The sequence below is a fragment of the Desulfobacula sp. genome (genome assembly GCF_030611305.1).
Taxonomy (GTDB): domain Bacteria; phylum Desulfobacterota; class Desulfobacteria; order Desulfobacterales; family Desulfobacteraceae; genus Desulfobacula.
Genome location: NZ_JAUWQB010000016.1, coordinates 30,796 through 50,896, shown reverse-complemented (window position 1 = coordinate 50,896; position 20,101 = coordinate 30,796). Strand labels below are relative to the sequence as shown.

General features: G+C 39.7%; 21 protein-coding genes and 1 pseudogene. 15 read left to right on the top strand and 7 right to left on the bottom strand.

Annotation, left to right across the window (positions count from 1 at the left end; genetic code table 11):
• From QAI40_RS04910 to QAI40_RS04860, 11 genes are all read left to right on the top strand, one after another.
• The coding region (locus QAI40_RS04910) for an ABC transporter substrate-binding protein (RefSeq protein ID WP_331520619.1) at positions 1 to 838 on the top strand (838 nt) is incomplete at its 5' end.
• Between the two features lie 4 nt (positions 839 to 842).
• Positions 843 to 1,853: a FecCD family ABC transporter permease gene (locus QAI40_RS04905; protein WP_299976674.1), complete on the top strand. Its 1,011-nt coding sequence runs from the start codon at positions 843 to 845 to the stop codon at positions 1,851 to 1,853.
• On the top strand, positions 1,850 to 2,671 hold the full coding sequence (locus QAI40_RS04900) for an ABC transporter ATP-binding protein (protein ID WP_299976673.1): 822 nt from the start codon (positions 1,850 to 1,852) through the stop codon (positions 2,669 to 2,671). The genes QAI40_RS04905 and QAI40_RS04900 overlap by 4 nt, the downstream gene beginning before the upstream one ends.
• Positions 2,668 to 3,300, top strand: coding sequence for a MotA/TolQ/ExbB proton channel family protein (locus QAI40_RS04895; protein WP_299976671.1), 633 nt, complete (start codon positions 2,668 to 2,670; stop codon positions 3,298 to 3,300). Before QAI40_RS04900 ends, QAI40_RS04895 begins: the two co-directional genes overlap by 4 nt.
• Complete coding sequence (locus tag QAI40_RS04890) at positions 3,297 to 3,713, top strand: ExbD/TolR family protein (protein WP_299976669.1); 417 nt, start codon at positions 3,297 to 3,299, stop codon at positions 3,711 to 3,713. The genes QAI40_RS04895 and QAI40_RS04890 overlap by 4 nt, the downstream gene beginning before the upstream one ends.
• Positions 3,710 to 4,462 (top strand): energy transducer TonB, encoded by a 753-nt coding sequence (locus QAI40_RS04885; RefSeq protein WP_299976667.1) that lies wholly within the window; start codon positions 3,710 to 3,712, stop codon positions 4,460 to 4,462. The genes QAI40_RS04890 and QAI40_RS04885 overlap by 4 nt, the downstream gene beginning before the upstream one ends.
• A gap of 325 nt (positions 4,463 to 4,787) precedes the next feature.
• A complete protein-coding gene (gene yedE / locus QAI40_RS04880; RefSeq protein WP_299976665.1) occupies positions 4,788 to 5,882 on the top strand; it encodes a YedE family putative selenium transporter in 1,095 nt (364 codons plus the stop codon).
• A 2-nt stretch (positions 5,883 to 5,884) separates the two neighbouring features.
• Complete coding sequence (locus QAI40_RS04875) at positions 5,885 to 6,103, top strand: sulfurtransferase TusA family protein (RefSeq protein WP_299976663.1); 219 nt, start codon at positions 5,885 to 5,887, stop codon at positions 6,101 to 6,103.
• Between the two features lie 15 nt (positions 6,104 to 6,118).
• Entirely contained in the window at positions 6,119 to 6,667 is a 549-nt protein-coding gene (locus QAI40_RS04870; RefSeq protein WP_299976661.1) for a putative Se/S carrier-like protein, read from the top strand.
• Positions 6,652 to 7,521, top strand: coding sequence for an NAD(P)H-hydrate dehydratase (locus QAI40_RS04865; RefSeq protein ID WP_299976659.1), 870 nt, complete (start codon positions 6,652 to 6,654; stop codon positions 7,519 to 7,521). The genes QAI40_RS04870 and QAI40_RS04865 overlap by 16 nt, the downstream gene beginning before the upstream one ends.
• Entirely contained in the window at positions 7,511 to 7,753 is a 243-nt protein-coding gene (locus QAI40_RS04860) for a hypothetical protein (RefSeq protein WP_299976657.1), read from the top strand. The genes QAI40_RS04865 and QAI40_RS04860 overlap by 11 nt, the downstream gene beginning before the upstream one ends.
• An 87-nt stretch (positions 7,754 to 7,840) precedes the next feature.
• On the opposite strand, the gene QAI40_RS04855 is transcribed toward QAI40_RS04860, so the two are convergent.
• Positions 7,841 to 8,077: a hypothetical protein gene (locus QAI40_RS04855; RefSeq protein WP_299976656.1), complete on the bottom strand. Its 237-nt coding sequence runs from the start codon at positions 8,075 to 8,077 to the stop codon at positions 7,841 to 7,843.
• 11 nt (positions 8,078 to 8,088) lie between these two features.
• Between QAI40_RS04855 and QAI40_RS04850 the strand changes: the two are divergent.
• Positions 8,089 to 8,277: pseudogene (locus QAI40_RS04850) on the top strand (ISNCY family transposase); the annotation flags it as partial.
• A gap of 114 nt (positions 8,278 to 8,391) precedes the next feature.
• Here QAI40_RS04850 and QAI40_RS04845 read toward each other — a convergent pair.
• The 6 genes from QAI40_RS04845 to QAI40_RS04820 are packed head-to-tail and all read right to left on the bottom strand — an operon-like array spanning position 8,392 to position 15,178.
• Entirely contained in the window at positions 8,392 to 9,504 is a 1,113-nt protein-coding gene (locus QAI40_RS04845; RefSeq protein ID WP_299976654.1) for a DUF2117 domain-containing protein, read from the bottom strand.
• A complete protein-coding gene (locus tag QAI40_RS04840; RefSeq protein WP_299976652.1) occupies positions 9,501 to 10,067 on the bottom strand; it encodes a hypothetical protein in 567 nt (188 codons plus the stop codon). Before QAI40_RS04840 ends, QAI40_RS04845 begins: the two co-directional genes overlap by 4 nt.
• 22 nt (positions 10,068 to 10,089) lie before the next feature.
• Positions 10,090 to 10,938, bottom strand: a complete 849-nt coding sequence (locus tag QAI40_RS04835) for an ABC transporter ATP-binding protein (RefSeq protein WP_299976649.1) — start codon at positions 10,936 to 10,938, stop codon at positions 10,090 to 10,092.
• Positions 10,938 to 11,966, bottom strand: coding sequence for a FecCD family ABC transporter permease (locus QAI40_RS04830; protein WP_299976647.1), 1,029 nt, complete (start codon positions 11,964 to 11,966; stop codon positions 10,938 to 10,940). Before QAI40_RS04830 ends, QAI40_RS04835 begins: the two co-directional genes overlap by 1 nt.
• Positions 11,956 to 12,990 carry an ABC transporter substrate-binding protein gene (locus tag QAI40_RS04825; RefSeq protein ID WP_299976644.1) on the bottom strand — a complete coding sequence of 345 codons (1,035 nt, stop codon included), beginning with the start codon at positions 12,988 to 12,990 and terminating at the stop codon, positions 11,956 to 11,958. The genes QAI40_RS04830 and QAI40_RS04825 overlap by 11 nt, the downstream gene beginning before the upstream one ends.
• Positions 12,991 to 13,024: 34 nt before the next feature.
• Complete coding sequence (locus QAI40_RS04820; protein ID WP_299976641.1) at positions 13,025 to 15,178, bottom strand: TonB-dependent receptor; 2,154 nt, start codon at positions 15,176 to 15,178, stop codon at positions 13,025 to 13,027.
• Positions 15,179 to 15,872: 694 nt separating this feature from the next.
• Here QAI40_RS04820 and QAI40_RS04815 point away from each other — a divergent pair.
• From QAI40_RS04815 to QAI40_RS04805, 3 genes are read left to right on the top strand one after another with little or no spacing between them, the layout of a single operon-like run.
• Positions 15,873 to 17,870, top strand: coding sequence for a TonB-dependent receptor plug domain-containing protein (locus tag QAI40_RS04815; RefSeq protein ID WP_299976638.1), 1,998 nt, complete (start codon positions 15,873 to 15,875; stop codon positions 17,868 to 17,870).
• Between the two features lie 23 nt (positions 17,871 to 17,893).
• Positions 17,894 to 18,955, top strand: a complete 1,062-nt coding sequence (locus QAI40_RS04810; RefSeq protein ID WP_299976635.1) for a radical SAM protein — start codon at positions 17,894 to 17,896, stop codon at positions 18,953 to 18,955.
• Positions 18,952 to 20,031 (top strand): ABC transporter substrate-binding protein, encoded by a 1,080-nt coding sequence (locus tag QAI40_RS04805; protein ID WP_299976632.1) that lies wholly within the window; start codon positions 18,952 to 18,954, stop codon positions 20,029 to 20,031. The genes QAI40_RS04810 and QAI40_RS04805 overlap by 4 nt, the downstream gene beginning before the upstream one ends.
• Positions 20,032 to 20,101: the final 70 nt, after the last annotated feature.

The window sequence follows — 20,101 nt, the reverse complement described above, 5'->3', positions numbered from 1 at the left end:
TTTGGATCGGCAACCCCCCCGGGCAACTGCCATCAGCCCCCAAAAAGTCATATCATTATCGCCCATTATCACAGAAACCATATATCTGTTAAATGCCCAGGATTTGCTGATTGCCAATACAAGCTATTGTAATTCACCCGAGGAAGCCCAATTTAAAGAAAAAATAGGATCGGTTATCCAGATGAATGTTGAAAAAATTATCAGCCTGCACCCTGATCTTGTTATTGCAAGCCCGCTTTCAAGGGAAAAACAAATACAAATCTTACAGAATCAGAAAATAAAAGTGACTAAAATCCAAAACCCACAAACCTTTCCTCAAATGTGTGAGATCACAATGACAATCGGCAAGGCTCTCGGGCAGACAGATATGGCAAAAAAAATAATAGAAGCTGCTGTAAGAGAGGTTGAAGCCATTAAAATGAAAACAGCAGGTCTTCCTAAAAAAAAGGTATTTATCCAGATCGGCATGAAACCCTTGCATTCTGCCAATAAAGACACCTTTATCAATGAATATATTAAATATGGCGGTGGAATCAATATTGCTGAAAATGAAAAATCAGGAATATACAGCAGGGAAAAAGTCCTTAAGGAAAATCCGGATGTTATTTTAATTGCAACCATGGGAACAGATAAAAAAGCCGGAGAGATTGAAAAACAAAGATGGATGAAATTTACTTCTTTAAATGCCACCATAAAAAACCAGATCTATGTTCTGGATCCTGAACTTATCTTAAGCCCGACTCCTGTTACCTTTGTAAAAGGCTTAAAACAGATTTTATCTTTAATTCATCCTAATATTGACTTAAAACCCACGATTGAAAATCCGGAGCTGATATAAAAAAATGAAACAAAACAAGATAAAATACTGGTCCATTATTTTAATCATCCTCATGGCCCTGATCATTCTCGTGAGTCTTCTGGCACTATGCACGGGCAGTGCAGGCATCCAATTAAAAGACATCCCCCATATCCTTTTTTATGGCAAAGGAACTAGTGATTACAGTATCCTTTTAGGCATACGATTGCCAAGAATCATATTAGGCCTTTCAATCGGCGGGGCCTTAAGCCTTGCCGGCGCCCTGCTCCAGGGAATTTTTAAAAACCCCCTGGTTGAACCTTATACCCTTGGCATTTCAGGAGGAGCGTCTCTTGGTGTATGCATCAATATAGTTTTTAGTTTTTACAGCAAAATAGGCATTATCGCATATCCCCTTTCAGGATTTTTAGGAGCAAGTCTTGTTATTTTTCTTGTTTATTATTTGAACAATAATACAAAAAACATCAAGTCCAACAGGATGCTTTTAACAGGTGTTATGATCTCCTACGTTGCCTCCTCCCTGGTCATGCTGCTCATGGCTGTCTCAAAAACCGATGATCTTCAAAATATTGTTCTCTGGATCATGGGCTCCCTTGATGAACCCAACACAATTTTAATAAAAATGGTGCTTTTCGGCTCCCTTGCCGGGCTTGTTGTCTCGTATTTTTTCTGCTTTGATTTAAATGCCCTGCTTCTGGGTGAAGACGAAGCAGCAAATCTGGGTGTCAATACAACAAGAACTAAAAAGTTTTTATTTATCATTGCATCCTTTTTAACGGGATTAAGCGTATCTGTTGCCGGCATCATCATGTTTGCAGGCCTTATTGTTCCTCATTTCATGCGTATGATAGCAGGGCCGGACCATAGAATACTTCTAATCAGTTCATTTCTGGCCGGTGCTGCATTTTTAGTTCTATGTGATGTGATTGCAAGGGTTGTCATATCCCCGCTTGAACTTCCTGTAGGTGTCATAACAGGCATCATCGGCGGAGTTATTTTCATCTGGGTGCTTTCAAGAAAGCAGGTGACCCTATGAACCAGATTCTCTTCATTGATAACCTCAGCTTCAAATACCACGAAAAAAATGTACTAAAAGATATAAGTTTTTCAACAGATCCGGGTGAATTCATTTCAATCATCGGCCCTAATGGCTGTGGGAAAACAACCCTGATAAAAATCATTTCAAAGATAAACAAGCCTGAAAAAGGAAATATTTATATAAAAGGTAAAAATATTCAAACCATGTCAAACAAGCAATTGGCCAGGCATATTGCAGTTGTCATGCAATCCTCTGAACCTGTTTCCATGAGTGTTGAAGAATATGTCCTTTTAGGAAGGCTTCCTTTTTTTAAAAAATATCAATTCTTTGAAACTGCCAAAGACATTGCTCTGGCCCATAAATATATGGAGCTGACCGGTATTTTAAAACTTGCGCACGCCCCCATCAATGAAATAAGCGGAGGGGAAAGACAACTCGCAGCCATTGCCAGGGCTTTAACCCAGGAACCCATGCTTCTGATCCTTGATGAACCGACATCTCATCTTGATATAACGCACCAGATTCAAATTCTTGAATTGATAAGCTCTCTTAAAACAACGCTCTCTATCTCTGTACTGATGGTGATTCACGATTTAAACCTGGCAGCAGAATATTCTGACAGGCTTGTTTTGCTCAATGGAAAAAATGGAACCATTTATCAAACCGGGACTTGTGAACAGGTCCTGTCGGAAGAATCAATCCAGGAAGTTTACCAAACAACAGTAAAAATTCAAAAAAACCCTGTGTCAAAAAGACCCTGTCTTTTTCTTGTTAGCCAAAATGCTTTAAATCAAAAGGAGAATCCTATCTTATGATTGAAATATTTAATAATGGTGGGCCCATCATGTATCCTTTGCTGTTGTGCTCCATTATTTCTCTGACCATTATCATTGAGCGGACATTTTTCTGGATTGAGATTGGTATGCAGAGAAATCAAAAACTTTTAGATGAAGTTTTAAAGCTTACAGGGAAAGGGGAGTGGGATCTTGTCCGCCAAAAGGCATCGGGCTCACACAATTATGTCATCAGAATGATTATAAGCGGGATCCTTCATCGTGAATATTCCCTGATCAAGGCCATGGAATCATCAGCCGCAGACGAAATCAATGGGATGCAAAGATTTATGGGAGTTTTGGATACCATGATAACCGTTGCCCCGCTTATGGGCATACTGGGTACTGTTATGGGCATCATCAATTCCTTTGACATGCTGGGAACATCAGGGATTGAAAACCCCCAGGCTGTAACGGCAGGTATTGCCCAGGCCCTGATAACAACTGCAACAGGCTTATCTATTTCCATCATAACCGTTTTTCCCTACAACTACTTTAACGCAAGAACCAAGCATGCAGCAGGAATTATGGAAAAATATGCCACCAGCTTTGAAATTGTTTATGAACAGATCCTGCTTGAAAAAAACAATCATCTTAGAAGCAAAAAATGAAAATACGCTTACCTGAAAATAATAAACCCAGGATCGAAATGCTGCCTTTGATTGATGTTGTTTTCCTTCTTCTGGTTGTGTTTATCTATACCATGCTGTCCATGGCCGTGCACAAAGGCATGCCCGTCACTCTGCCTGAATCCTCTGTTGGTAACTCTGAAAAAGATACAATTCTGTCAGTTACCATAAATAAAGACTACTTAATCTTTGTCAACAAAGAGCTGGTTGACCTGGAACATTTAACCCGGATTCTTGAACAGAAGGCAAAAAAAGAAGAAAAAACAAACGTTCTTCTTTTTGCAGATAAAAGTATTTCCTATCAACATCTTTTTAAAGTTTTAGACAGAATCAGACAGGCCGGATTGAATCAAATTTCTCTGCAGGCTGACCCTGAAGATCAAATTTCAAAATGAGCCGTATTATACTATCTGCCTTAATTGCCCTATGCTTCCATATTGCTCTTATGGTATTAGTTCCTTCGGTAATAAAAAAAAATAATGAAATTTTACCCCCCAAAATCAAACCGGTTTTGGTCACCCTCTCCCATAGACAGCCTATAATAGAAAAAACATCTCTTAAACCAGATAAACCTGTAAAAGAAACCCATTCAATAAACAAAATAGAAAAAATCATACCAAATCCCAAAAAAACCATATCTATTACCCCGAAAAAGAAAACCAATAATATTCTTAAGAAAAAAGATCTGGCTAAGCCTGAAAAAAAGGTAAAACAAAAAGAAGTGATAGAGAAAGAATCGAATCCTGTTAAAGTGGTTGAAGCAAAGCCGATCAAAGCGGTCAAAAAGCAAAATTTTCAAGTGCAGCCTGCAACCTTTAAAAAAACAATTCCTCGAAAAAAAGAAAATATCAAACAGCAAGAGGCCTATATTGAATTTGCAAAACCGCTTTACAAGAAAAACCCTTTGCCTGTTTATCCTGTTATCGCTAAAAAAAGAGGCTACGTGGGAACAGTCGAACTAATTGTGCTGGTTTCAGAAAAAGGTAAAGTTAACTCTTTAAAGATTTTTAAGTCCAGCGGGTATAAATCCCTTGATAACCAGGCTTTCAAAACTGTTAAAAACTGGCTCTTTGAACCAGGTAAAAAAAATGGCGTGCCTGAAGCAATGTGGGTTAAAATTCCTGTAAAATTTGAATTTAACTGACAAAGTATATTTGACACGATGAACCGATCTTACCTCAAAATCCTTGAAGAATCCAGAGCCAATGTGGTGGATCTCACCTGGCAGGCCTGCCATACTTACAATGAAGAAGAAAGAAAAACCAGAGCCCGGATTTAACTGATGAAAAAAGGATGTCGAATTAAAGTCCTGTTAAAAACAGAAATATCATAGCTGTATTGACTTCTTCTATGGAAGCCGGTTTTTATATATTAATTATCAATTGGACTTTCCAAACAACCTGTGGGAAAGATGCCCAAGCGAGTAGTGAGTTGAATTATACTAAATATTTTTAAAAGGATGAAATAATATGGTTAAGAATTTTTTTGCCGGCCGATGGGGTATTATTTGTGTTGGCGCGGTTATCGGTATTTTAGCAGGGGTTTTGCAAAAAATGGGGAACCCGGGAAACATGGGGATCTGTGTGGCATGCTTTGAAAGGGATATAGCAGGAGCCTTAGGACTTCACAGGGCAGGCGTGGTGCAATATATGCGTCCGGAGATTATTGGCTTTGTTTTAGGCTCTTTAATTGCTGCGTTAAGTTTTAAGGAATTTAAACCCCGTAGCGGATCTGCACCCATTGCCAGGTTTGTTCTGGGTGTTTTTGCCATGATCGGGGCCCTGGTTTTTTTAGGCTGTCCCTGGCGTGCCCTGCTTCGCCTTGCCGGTGGGGATGGCAATGCCATTATTGGCCTGCTGGGACTGGCAGGGGGGATCTGGATCGGTGTTCTTTTTTTAAAAAACGGGTACAACCTGGGCAGAAGCCAGGCAACCCATAAAAGTGTCGGCCTGATTTTCCCACTTATCATGCTGGGTTTTTTATGCCTGATGTTTCTTTACCCCCAGGTGGCAGGAGAAAATAAAAGCGGGGTTTTGTTATACAGCCTTAAAGGTCCCGGGGCCATGCATGCACCATTATTTATATCCCTTGTGATCGGACTTGTGGTAGGTTTTGCAGCCCAGAGAAGCCGATTCTGCACCATGGGCGCTTTTCGGGATCTGATTTTATTTCGCCATATTCATCTGTTAACAGGATTGATTTCTCTTGTACTATTTGCATTTGTTACAAATTTTGTTCTGGGTCAGTTTAATCCCGGGTTTGAAGGGCAGCCGGTTGCCCATACTATGCAGGTCTGGAATTTTGCAGGGATGGTGCTTGCAGGCCTTGCCTTTGCCCTGGCAGGAGGATGCCCCGGACGTCAGCTGTTTCTTTCGGGTGAAGGGGATGGTGATGCCGCCGTCTTTGTTCTGGGAATGATTATGGGGGCTGCCATTGCTCATAATTTCGGACTGGCCAGTTCTCCTAAAGGTGTTGGCCCCCATGGAATTGCTGCTGTAGCAGTCGGGCTTATCGTCTGCCTGTTTATCGGATTTACAATGAGAAAAAATATCAAAGGAGTATAGCCGTGAGTATAACGATTGATGCAAGAGGGTTTTCATGCCCTCAGCCAGTGTTAATGTTTATGGAAGCCATTAAATCAGGCAATGAAAAAGAGATAATTATGCTTGTGGATACGGATGCTTCAAAAGAGAATGTCTCAAGGGCTGCGGAAAGCAAAAAATACAATGTCACTGATATTCGGCAGCAAGGTGATGAATACCAAATTACAATTGTAAAAGATTAATGGCGTAAGGGCATTTTGTTTAAATTTAAACTATTCAAAGAAAAAAAACAGCATCATCTTTCCCGGGCAGAACTGGGTATCCTTGTGTTTGAAAATACAAGCGAAGTCATTGCTGCCCAAAAAGTTTTACTGGGAAATGACTGGGAAATCAGGGTAATGGGTCCGCCGCCGGAGATTCAAAGCGGGTGTGATCTCGTGATTGAGTTTCCTTTGATCCAGGAACTCAATATCCTGCGGCTCCTTGAAAAGGAAGGGATCCCGCCGATTGAGACGGTTCCTGTAACCGATCCATTGCTCCAGCCGGTAGACCTTTTTCAGATAAAAGATTTTGGAGAGTTTCTCATGATCAGGGCTGCCAATATGAAAATCACTGTTGAAAAAAGTACCCAATTGATCGTCAATGTTTCCGGAGGCGGTTGCCCGGATGTGCCGTATCTTGCTTTCATGCTTGTGGGCAAAACCATGGCACAGGCTCCCAATCCCCTGGACATCGGGCATACCCTCTGTGGCTATGCCCTTGGACTTGCTTTTAAGGAGATGCAGAAAAAATGCTCGCAGTGGTAGGCACAGTACCGGACCCGGATTTTCCCCTGACTATTGGCAAAGTGGATATGGTTGAAAACAGGCTCAGAATTGATGGCAGATATGTCCAGGTGAACCGGGGAACCCCGGCGCTTTTAGGCGCTATGGTCAATACTCTGAAGGTATTGGGTCCAAAGGATATAACCGGGTTTATTGCAGGGGATATCGGACTTGGCGACGGCAGCCGCGACCTGTATCAATACCTGGTTGAAAACAGGTCTCAAATTGATTTCCATACCATTGTATTCCATTACCTTCAGCCGGATGTAGACTGGCATAACCGGATTCTGTTCATGCTGAATGATTTGAAAAAAAAACCAGTATTGATAGCAGACGCCGGTTTTATGTATGCTGCCAAGATGAGCGGTCAGGCTCAATCTTATGACCTTTTTACACCGGATGTGGGAGAGCTTTCGTTTCTTGCTGATGAAACCGCACCACACCCATTTTACACCCGGGGGTTTATCTTACACGATGACAATAAGGTTCCTGATCTTATCAGCCGGGCGTACCTGCATGGAAATGCAGCAAAAAATTTGCTCGTAAAAGGGGCAACAGACTATATTGCAGATAAAAGTGGTGTCATTTTTTCTGTAGACAACCCAATAGTCGAAGCCATGGAAGCCATGGGAGGGACGGGGGATACAATTACCGGCATTGTCACTGCCCTTGCAGGGACAGGAATACCAATTTCAAAAGCAGCAAAAATTGCAGCAAAAGTTAACCGGGTTGCCGGATTTAATGCCAAACCGACCCCTGCCACTCAGGTTTGCGAAATTATCTCGCATATCCCTCGGGCTCTGGAAAAGGTATTAAAGGAGTATAATGTGCAATAAGAAAAATGGTGGCCGGCAACTCATCAATCCGGAAATGACAGTCCTTGATGTTGTGGCAGCATATAAGGAAACCCTGCCGGTATTTAAGAAATACGACCTGCTTGCAGGAGAGTGCATTTGCTGCAAGTCACTTTTTGAAACCATTCACAGTGTGTCGGCTATTTATGGTTTTGACCTGAAAAGGCTTCTGGACGATTTGGAAGCTGCTGTCATAACTCAAATTAAAAATTGATTTTCATGAGTAACGCAATTATACTTAAAAAATAGTTGATCCCATTATCACACTCTGAAACGCAAAAGTTTTTGTTTATTGAAATTTTTAATAAAAAGGAGACATACAATGGAAGTCAACCTCAACAAGCACAGTCACAAGCACGACCATGACCATGAGCATGATCATCTCCATCAGCACGATGGTAAGGAACATAACCATCCTCACCACCATATCCATGCACATGACCACGAACACAGCCATAGCCATGACGGAGAGAAAATCCATGATCATACAGATACACATGGGCCTCATGATCATGATCACAGGAATCATGAGGCCCATGATCATTCACACAATTAGGGTTGCGGGTTTGTATTTTGGAAGATCAGTATGGTCTGATCCTGCATCACCGGGTGATGGAAAAAGAAACTGATGACAAAATAGCGGTATCAATGGTTGAATCAGCTCAAAATAAATTTTTTAATTTGAAAGGTTGCAGCTTTGATAAAGGTTTCTACAGCCCTGGTAATAAAAAAGTGTTGCTCAAAAAATGCGCCAACTACCTTTAAACACGCGTGCTGTCTTTGATTATTTGAAAATGACTCGGAATAGCCAAGCCTCTCATGGAGTTGTTCACTATAACAAATTTACCGTGGTTAAAAAAATGCTTGGCTTTTATCTGGTACTCCTATCCTTTTACCATCCATAGATAAGACTCTTTTTTCAATTAAAATTCCTTTTGCAAGCTTTTCGGTCTGCGCAAGCACTTCATCAAATTTTGCATCAAGCCTTTGATTGTTTTGGAAAATGGTATCAAAGACTTTTAAGCCGAATTCATCGTCTTCCGGTACAGTAAACAATACTGAACCAGGCGTGTAATGAGGGTTTTTAAGAATTGTATCTCTGTCTCCGTCAATAATGCCTATAACAGGTATCTGACTCCTGTATAGGATATCTGCAACCACAGTGGTAGTATCATCTCCCACTGTAACAACCCCTTCCACATTGTGAGCAAGATCATATACATGCATTCCGGCATGGTCAATAAATGAAACCCCGCTGCCTTTTACCGGTTGTATCCGTGGTACGGTTTCAGTGCCGCGTATTGAAAATGTTGATGCAAGCTTGGCTTTTTTAATATCAAGATTGCCAAATCTATCCAGTTTCTCAATTCCATGTTGTTTAATTTTGCAGCCCTGAATATCTATTATGTGACCGTTTTTGCATACAAAAATAATTTTGGCCTTTTCTGCTCTGCCAACCATGATTCCATCTACAAGTATAAAGTCGTTGGGTTTGGCAGTTGTCATTTTTCTGAATATTTTTCCATCAGATTCCCATACAGATTCTTTTATTTCTATGCCTGGTTGTTGCTTTATTCCCATTATTTTCAACATATCTATGATTGCAGGGGAAATTCCTTCTACCCATTCAACATAAAAGGGATTACTGCATTCAACCTGTACAACTGGAGTTACCACATCTGCATGTTTAACAACCATGCCTCCGAAAGTCGTGGCAGATTCCTCTGATTTGCTTGAAGTTGCAAGAATAATATTGTCTGCCTCTGTTGCAAGTTTACCAAGAGATTCACCCGGCATTTTACCCCAGAATTCAAATTTTTTAAGTCCGCTGTCAATAACTGCAGTGCGCCCCATGGTGCCTGCAAGTACACAGCGCACATCATCAAGGGTTTCCATGGCATCTATGATTTTTTTTGCCCACCCTGAATCAATTACTTCAGCTCCGTGAAATAGTATTCCAATCATTTTTTTATTCCAATCATTTTTTTATAAAGTTCAATATGTTCTTTGCTCCATACTGCATCATGGAGATGATCTTCTTCTTCCCAGTGAACGATGTTCCTCTCCCACAGATCAATAGGCTTTGTATAATCTGCTGCATCTTTTCCTGACATGACTGTCATCTCTGCTGCATGCTCATAGGCATCTGCTGCCAGAAAATGTTCCCCCTGCATGTCACAAAATTCTGCAACCTGTTCATACACAGCAATACATTTATCCCATTCTTTTCTCTTTTCATGGAGCAATGCAATTTTATAACCCAGGATAACAACCAGATCTTTATATTTAACCCTGATAGCTGTTGAAAGAGCTTTTTCATAATAAGATACTGCTGTATCAATATCTTTGCCCGCTTCTGACAAAGCAGCTGCATTCATGTATCCGTTAATTCCCAGGGTATGGCTTCCTTTAAGAATTTTTAACTCTGCATATTCTTCCCATTTGTCCATGTCTGAATCATTTCTTGCATCGCTTTCAAGCTTTCTGCCTCGATAATAGGTATCATTTTTAACTGCATCCCAATCCATTGTTTTTTTCCTTTTATTTGAATTATCGTTTTATTTTAGAATCATAGAATACTTCCGAGTGTGCCTGATTATTAGGTGGTTTATTAATCAAGTTACTATTTTTGTTATTAACCGGCTTATCCGGGAATACATACAAAATACCATTATTATTTTTTATTGTTGCATTAACCCCATAAACTCTCTTTATATTTTCAATGGTTATAACTTCTTCAGGCCTGCCTGTGCAAAACACCTCTCCTCTGCTTAGCATTATTATTCTATCGGAAAATCTGGATGCAAGATTCAGATCATGCATTGCAAAAACAGCACCCACATTTTTTGTTTTGACCATATTGGAAATTACCTCCATAATTTCCATCTGATGTTTTAAATCAAGGTTGCTGGTGGGTTCATCCATGAGCAAATACTCAGTATCCTGTGCCACTGCTCTGGCTATTAAAACCTTTTGTTTTTCTCCTCCGCTTAGCTGATCAAAATTTTTTGAAGCAAATTCTTCAAGTTTAAGAAATTTGAGAACATTTACTACGATTTTTAAATCTTTTTCTGATGGTCTCCACATAATATAAGGGCTTCTTCCCATCAGAACAGCTTCAAATACAGTAATGGGAAATTTTGAGGGAGAACTCTGGGGAACATAGCTAATTTGTTTGGCAAGACTGTTTCTTTTAATATGCGACATATTTTTGCTGCCAATGGAAAAAGAGCCTTTTTGAGGTTTTATTATCCCGGCAATACATTTTAAAAGGGTTGTTTTACCAGTCCCGTTAGGTCCCAGAATACTTAAGATTTCCCCTTTATTGATCTGAATTTCTATTTTTTTAAGTATATCTCTGTCTTTGTATTTAAATTTTAACCCATGAACTTTCAACATTACCAGTACCCCCTTGTTCGCCTTATTAATAAATAAAAAAAGAAAGGAACTCCGATAAATGAAGTGACAATCCCTATGGGGATGACCTGGGGTGCCCATAATATTCTGCCAAAGGTATCTGCAACAAGAACAAGGATGGTACCGATCAAAGCAGACGTTGGAATTAGAAATCTATGATCTGAACCGACCAGCATTCTGCCTATATGAGGCGACACAAGTCCTACAAAGCCGATTACACCTGTAAAACATATACAGGCAGATGTTATTAAAGAGGCAAAAATCATTCCCTGCATTCTGAGCTTTGTAGTGTTAACGCCCAGAGCTTTTGCAGATTCATCCCCTGTAGCAAGAAGATTTAATTTCCATGATGATTTTATTAAAAAAGGTATGGGAACAAATATCATAACAGAGACAATACTAATTTCTTTCCAGCCTGTTTTTGAAAGTGATCCAAAGAACCAGAATACAATCTCCTGAACCTGTTCCATTGTTCCAATGTATTGGAAAAAAGAACTTAAAGAGGAAAAGAGAAACATGATTGCAATACCTGCGAGTATCATGGTCTCAGGGCTTGGGTCCTTTAATCTGGCAATTGAAAGAATAATTAAAGAAGAGAGCATGGCAAAGAAAAAGGCTGATCCTGCAATAAGATATTCACTGTACAAACTGCCTCCAAAAATAATTGCAAGCACAGCGCCAAATCCGGCACCAGACGCAATACCGAGAGTATAGGGGGATGCCAGGGGATTTTTAAGTATTGCCTGGAATACAGTTCCGGCAATGGAAAGCCCGCATCCTGTTAAAATTGCCATAATGATACGAGGCAGCCTGAGCTCCCATACAATTGCACTGGCAATGCCGGTTTCTTTAAAAAGCGCTGTAAATGAATTTTTAAATCCAATGGATGATGGTCCATGCAAAAGTGCTCCTAAAGCTATAATTCCTAAAATTATAGTAAAAATAAGTATATAAAATACTTTTTTCGCATTAAATTTTTTATACTCTGTATATATTTTTTCAGTATGCATACTTTCCCTGGAATTTAATATTATGGAAATTATTAATATATTCTTTATGGATCTCTTCAGGGTTAAAATGTTTCAACTTTTCCGGGAAAAACCACTTTGCCAAATAACTTGCTCCGATTACAGCTCTGGGACCTGCCCAGATTTCATTTGTTATTACATGAACTCTTTTCTGTTTTACAGCCTGAATATGATTCCAGGCAGGACGTACCATGATTTCTTCCTGTATTGTTTTTAAAGCAACCAGTCTGGTTTTGCTTTTTATATCTGTTTTGATGTTCTTGGCTTTGATGTTATAGGAACCGCGGGTGGCTACTTTAATAATCACCTCCGGGTTGTTTTTTAAAATCCATTCACAGGTTATTTCCGGATAAGGTATTGAAAGATTTTTTGCAATATTATTGCCGCCTGCAAGGGTACACATTTTGTCTCCGCCTGAACCGGGTCCTGCTGTATGATATCTGGAATCTCCTTCAATATAGATATCAGGAGGATTTTTAATCCCCTTTAATTTTTCTTGTAAAAACTGAAGCCTGTTTTGATGCCAGTTTATAAGCGCTTCTGCTTGCTCTGCTTTTCCTAAAATCAAACCAAGTGTTTTTATCTCCTGATCTAAAGTTTCCAGTTTAAAAAAATTAAGCCGTATTACCTTAATACCAAATGGGTTAAGTTTTTTTTCAAGATTTTTCCCTGGAGATCGTGCATAACATAATACAATATCAGGTTTTAACTCAGCCAAAAGTTCGTAATTAACTTCTCTCCAGTCTCCGACTTTTGGTTTTTGCTTTAATTTGGCTTCAAAAAGGGCTTCTCTTGAAATGCCGGTAAATACACCTGTTATAAGGTTGTCTGCTTTAAGAGCACATACAATCTCTAAAGCATCAGATGTTAAGACTACTATTCTTTGAACCGGCAATTGTACTTGTACAAAGTTCCCATTGGCATCCTGGATTTCAACAATTTTTGTCTGACCAACTGCTGTTGTGCCTGAAACACTCAGGCACAACAATATAAAAACACTTATCAAACTAAAACCTGTTTTTGTAATAAAACGTGTCATATTAGAAAGTTATTGTAACTCCTGCTTCAATATACCTGCCATCCACCGGATAATACAGGTGAGCAGGTGTACCATCAGCATTTCTTTTTCCTGTCTCGTTAAACATACTTTCAGATTCTTTATTAAAAAGGTTTGATCCGAGAATCCAAAATTTATAATTTTTCCGTGTAAAGGATAGCATTGTATCAAAAGTAAAATGATCATCTGTTTTATAACGATTCAATACATCAATATGGCGCGAGCCAATATAATTTACGTCATTACTGAGTTTGAAATAATCCCAAAAATAAAAATCAAGACCAAAGGATGCTGTATACTCAGGAATTTGGGGAACCTGTTTGCCTGATATGTCAACATTCTGTCTGGTATCGGAAGCAGGAGTTGCACCCCAAACATATGCTCTAAAATTTGCATCATCCCATTTTACATCCTGCCATGCTCCTGAGAAACGGTACCCCATGAGAGAATTGATTCGTCCTGACGCTTCTATTTCAATTCCTTTATGTTCTGCCTTTCCAACATTTTGATAGCCTTTCCAGTCAGACTCATCATAAAGCGATAAATATTTATCTTCTGTTTTCATATAATATCCTGCAAGAGCCAGGCTTAACTTTGAATTAAAATAATGTTTGTATCCAAGTTCAAAGGTAAGGTATTCTTCAGGTTTTAAATCTTCAGGTCTGTTTTCAGTGTCACCATATTGCATGGCATAGTTGTAATAAATAAGAACAGGATACCAGAACGATTTTGACACTGAGGTGTAAATTGTTGAATCCGGGCAAGGATGCCATGCCGGTGCTATCTTCCAGCTGTAGTCACTGTCTTCATTGCTGACATGTTTAGGCTGTGCGTTTTTAATATCGTATTTGACATTATCAAACCTTAAATCTAAGTTAAGCTCCCATTTTTCTCCAAAAAGGAATTCATTACTTGTAAAAACTCCCAGTCTCTTTTTTTGTGTATTCAGATCACCTTTGGCAATGGCAGTTAGTTGTGAAGCTGAATTGGGCACAGGTGACCATGGATATGATTTTTTCTGATCAAAATCTGTTTTTTCAAAATCAATACCAAAAGCAGGTGTGTAAGCAATTTTATCAAAATCAAAATGATATCCCCCAAAAAGTCGTGCTAAACTTCTTTTCTGGTCTCTGTCCTCTCTGTAATCATAGTAGGAGCTGGTCTTATTGTAAGCAGGATTCAGCCGGTACTTCAGATAATCATAAACATGATCAGTATCATCGTAACAGAGAAAGCCGGTTAAGAAAAAATTCTCTGCATTGTGCGAGAGTTTAAGGCTCTGCGAGAGACTTTCATCACTGTTTTCCCGATAATGAATCAATGTGTCATTAGTTGCTGATGTGGGGAATATGGAATCATTCCGAAAGTTATCAATTTGCCACTTTGTCCTGCCATAGATTGTATCATAATCTACTTCATGCCAGGCTATATTATAACTAATATCAGTTGATTCTGAAAAACTGTATCCTATATCCATGCGCACAGCCTCTCTTTTTTTATTATCATCTGCGTATCCGTCTGTGTCCAAAAAAGAGGCTCCAAAGGCATAATTCCACTTATTAATTCCGCCGCTTATACCGGCAGATACTTCCTTGGTATCCCATGAACCATAGGTGGCAGAAATCCGTGTTTTAGGAGATTTGCTTTCTCCTTTTTTTGTAATGATATTAATGACACCGCGTGCAGCATCAGGACCATAGATAATGCTTCCTGATGAACGTAAAACTTCAATGGTTTCAATATCAGATACAGGGATAGCATCATATTCAGTATAGCCGCTCACTCCTGAATTTGCCGGAACACCATTTACAAGTACCAGAACCCCTGAGGACTGCGAACTTCTATTACCCCGAACTGTTATATAGTCTCTGGTAGAATTTTCATGCACCATACCTGGAATATTTTCAATAATCTGGGCAATGGTTTTTGCTCCCATTTCCTGGATTTCAGCAGCAGTTATAAGGCTGATACTGGCAGGAGTTGCCACTAACTTCCTGTCTTCCACCTGCGCTGTTACAACAATTTCCTTAAGCTTAATGACTTCCTGTTGATTTTGATAATCTGCCCAGGTTAAATTATTAGAGACAAGCCCGAATATTATCAATATAATTATAAATATTTTTCTTTTCCTCATCATTTTTTTTATTCCTTTTCTTATATCTTAGCTATTTAATAGCCCGCATTGCTTAAAACAAAAAAGCCATGAAGGCAAACAGAACTTCTGTCAGCCTTCATGGCTTTAAATTTATTATTATCTATCAGTGCTTTTTGTCAGAATTTTCTGACAATTTGCTGCATTACTACAAACACCTTCTTGATGTCATTTATTGCAATCTATTAATTATAGATGCAATTTTCTGCCAATGCCAATGTTAATACAATGACAAAGCAAACCTGTCAACCCAAATCTGGAGTTATTCAAGAAGAACAAATTTACCGTGTTTGCCCTGGATTTGTCCTTGACAAGGGGTATCAGATTAAAGTATGATCATTGAAAATTGCAATCGAAATTGCAGTAGTTAAAATTTAAGATCAAGATTTGAATATAAGCCAAGAAGGCCTGATAGAAAGAATTCTATTTAGGACTCTTGGCTTTTTTTATTTGGGAGATTTTACATAACAAATTATAAAAAACTGTCAAAGTACAAAATTAAGATAAAAATAGGAAGACAGCACAGTATCCGATCAAAGAAACATGCTGTCTTCCGGGGAAGCCCCGTATATTCAGGAGCTTACACCCTCCTTATAACACTGTGGTAATAGCTCGTCAATGCATCCGGTTCTGGGAAATATCTTTATTGTACTGACAAAATGATTAAAGGAGGAGATTGATGAATAAGATTGTCATTATTTTATGTGCGAGCATACTCTTTTTATTAAACACGGTTTGTTTGGCAAACCAGAAACAGGAAGATGCAAGCACGGTCCGGCTGGATGATATTGTGGTAACAGCTACTCGTAAGGAATCATCCTTAAAAGATGCGCCGGCCAGTGTAACAATTATTGATCAGGAAGAGATAAAAGGGTCAACTGCGGACACCGCTGACGAGCTTTTAAGAAATACCGCCGGAATTGACATAATGGGCAGCCATCGCTGTGATAGTCGTGGCCGCCAGGTTAGCTTGAGAGGAGTTAGCGATCAGGGCAAAACATTAATCCTTGTTGATGGCGTGCCTGTTAATGGTAATTGGCACGGTTGGGTTGAATGGGGTCAGATACCAACCGATAATATAGAAAGGATTGAGATTGTCCGTGGCCCCAGCTCAAGTCTGTATGGCTCAAGCGCCATGGGCGGTGTAATTAATTTTATTACTAAAAAACCGGAAAAACCTTTTGAGGCGGTTGCAAGGATTAGCTACGGCAGTTTGAATACTCGATCAACCTATTTTAATGTTGGAGGGAAAAATGGCCGGTTCGGCTATGGGTTATCCGGGAAATATGCAACTACGGATGGCTACGTGGCTGCCAAAGAGGAGCAACCATATAATATCATGAATGATTATGAGAACAGCAATTTTGACTCTCGTTTAAGTTATGATTTCGATGAAATTTCCACTCTTTCACTTAACCTGTCGCATTCTCAATCCAACATAGGAAGGGGCACAAAATATTCAAACTTTGATCGTGAGATCAACAGAGGAAATATCACCTTTAACAGAGATATAAAAAACGGGTTGGGGCTTAGATTTGTATCCTACATACATAATGAAGATTGGGATGTTGAGTTTGACAAACCTCCTTTCTATAATTACCTCAATTTAGTAGAGGATTTCGATGTGCCGACCTACGGAGCTTCAATGCAGGCATCATATCCTTTGGTTGAATGGAATATCTTAACCGCAGGATTTGAGTTTAAGCAAAGCGGTATTGATAAAAAGGGAGTTTACCAAACAGTAGTCCGGTTTGATCAAACTAAAGGAAAACAGCGTTATTATTCCCTCTATTTGCAGGATGAAGCAGCCTTTTTCAATGATAGTTTCCTGGTTAATCTGGGAGCACGTCAGGACTGGTTTGAAAGCTATGACGGTTCACTCATTGACACAAATCCTTTAAACCCTATAGATATTTCTTACGATGATAAGTCCTGGGATTCATTTAATCCAAAACTTGGGCTTGTTTATCATGCTACCGGAAACACAACATTGAGAGCATCTATTGGCAAAGCTTTTCAGGCTCCCAGCCTGCCTCGCCTGTATACATATATGCTTCGTGGCCCCAAGCAAATTTGGGGTAATCCCGATCTTAAGCCGGAAACCATGATCTCATACGAGGTTGGCCTGGACCACAACTTTTTTGATAATCTTTTAGTTAAGCTCACGCTTTATGAAGCTCAGGGTGATGATTTTATCAGTACACGCACCATTGGGGTAAATAAAGTGCAATTTGACAATATTTCCGAAGTGCAAATGCGTGGAATTGAGGCTGAGTTGCGGTATGATATCACCGATGAAATATCATGCCAGTCAAGCTATACCTTTAATGAATCCACTATTGAAAAAAATGACGTTGATCAGTCAGTAGTAGGAAATAACCTTTCTTATACCCCTGAAAACAAATTCAGTTTGGGAGTAATTTATAATAATCCTGATCTGTTTAAAGCCGATGTCCGGCTGCGTTATACGGATGAGATGTATGTTGACCAAGAAAATTCAGAAGAAACAAGGCTGGATGATTACTGGACTGTTGACATTAAGATCACAAAAGAGATCTTTAAACATGCGGAGTTCAGCCTTGAGTGTGAAAATCTGCTTGATAAGGGATACGATATCTCGGATTTATATAAAACGCCGGGACGTCTGATTAGTGCATCATTAACCGTAAAATTTTAATTCATTCAAAAGGAGATAAGACAATGTATGAAAAGATATTAACCAAAGCAGAAAAAGAATCCGTATCCCCTGAAGAGGCGCTGCTGCTTTTAAATGAAGCAACCACTATGGACAAATTATTGGCGCTTTTTAAAACAGCCTCTAAGGTAAGAGGTCAAGAGGTGGGGGATACTTTCAAGTTCGACGGGTTTATCGGCACATTGACAGATTGCACCATTGATCCCCCGTGTAAATATTGCAGCAGGTCGTTGAAGGATGGAAAATCATCATTTTCCGAACCGTTAACCATTCAGGAAGTTCGCTTAGCTGCAAAGTTTGTTTCCGAATGTCATGTAAAAATGGTGGAAATTGGCGGAGGTACCGGAGCAAACGATGCTTCAACAAAAATAATCGCGGCTGTAAAGGCAATAAAAGAAGTTGACAATAATCTAGGCATATGGATAAATGTCGGGCCTTCTCTTTGTAAGGATGATCTGATTGAATTAAAGGAGTTAGGGGTAAAAGAGATCTGTTGTTCCCTTGAAACCTGTAACCCGCAGGTCTTTGCTGCAACTAAGCCAGGAGACAGTCTGGATGCCAGAAAGAAACTTGCCAGTGAGATTGATGAAGTTGGTATTGGCTTGACAAGTGTCATGATGGTTGGCCTGGGCAGCAGTTATCAAAATTATGTTGATCATATTTTTTGGCTTAACAACTTTCAGAACTTAAGCCATTTTCCTGTAACCGGTCTCAGACCGATACCGGGAGCGGGAATGAGTAATCACAAGACTGCTTTAACAATGGAGGTGGCTAAGGTAGGAGCTGTAGCCAGATTGATACTTAGAGATGTTGACATTTCTTTTGGAGGAATGATGAATGACCCGCAGTTCTTGCCTATATGGGTTATGGCCGGCGCAAACAGGGCTATCCATCTGGGACCCCATGTGCACAGACCGAGAATGCAATTTAAGGGTATGAAATCCTCAGAGATAGTTACTAAAACAGTCTATAACCTGGAATACAGCGACCGGCTCCCTCTTACATGCAGAATTATTAAAGGACTGGGAATGAAGCCGGACCTTTTTAACAAAGATAAAAATAAATGAGAACCATAATAAAACCAAAGCAATTGACAATTAAAAACGTGGTTTTGGCTGCCGGGATGATGGTTGTATTCATGCTGGCAGCAGCTTTGCTGCCTTTTGTGGCACATTCTTCGGAAAGCGAAAAAATTATAATTACGGATCAGGCGGGCAGAACCGTGCATATACCTGCAAGGATTAATCGTATTGTCAGTTTGTGGCCGGAAGCCACCCGGACAATATTTGCCCTTGGAGAGCAAAATAAGATTGTGGGGATAGACGGCAGTATGAAGGCGGACCCTGTTTTTACTGAATTGTTTCCACAGATTATGAGTTTGCCTGCCACGGGAAGGATGATGGATGCCGTGAACACGGAAGAACTGGTCAAACTGAAGACTGATATTATCTTTGGTGATGCCAACCGGGCTGATATGGCCGACAGTCTACAGAAAAGAACAGGGATACCTGTCGTTTGTGTAAGGATTAATCCTCCTGCCGGGAAGGGAAAATTTTCTTTTAAATTAATAAGCTTGATTGGCCGAATACTTAATAAGCAGGAACGAGCCGATTATCTGGTACAGTATTTGGAGGGTAAGCTTTCGGGAATAACGGTTTTTACCGACCGAATCCCCAAAGACAACAGACGTAAGGGGATCATAGTATCGGCAATGGTCCCCGGTGCAATTAGTGCCAATGGGCATCCCGATCCTTTGGATACCGCCGGTGTAGTCAATACAGCAGTTAAAAACAGTGAGGTCTGGTATCAATTAAATCCTGAACAAGTAATGATCTGGAAACCAGAAATCGTCTTTGTTCATATTTTAAGCAGGATATCACCTCGGGAACTTCTTGATTACCAGCAATGGCAGAAGGTAAAAGCGGTTAAAAACAAGAGAGTATATAATGTTATAATCGGTTGGTGCGGCTGGTATCCTTCAACCACTGTGATCAATATTATGCAGATAGCTAAAACAGCCTATCCGGATCATTTTCGAAATCTGGATATTGAAAAACAAGGAAACGAAATATTCCGGGTAATGTACGGCGCTAATAATTTTTTTACCGATCTTGTTGATAAGTATGAGATTTACATTCCATGACGAGGAAAACTAAATCAAAGTCGATTTGAAATCAATTTGGAGCAAAATGAAGTGAATGCATCTATCAAAA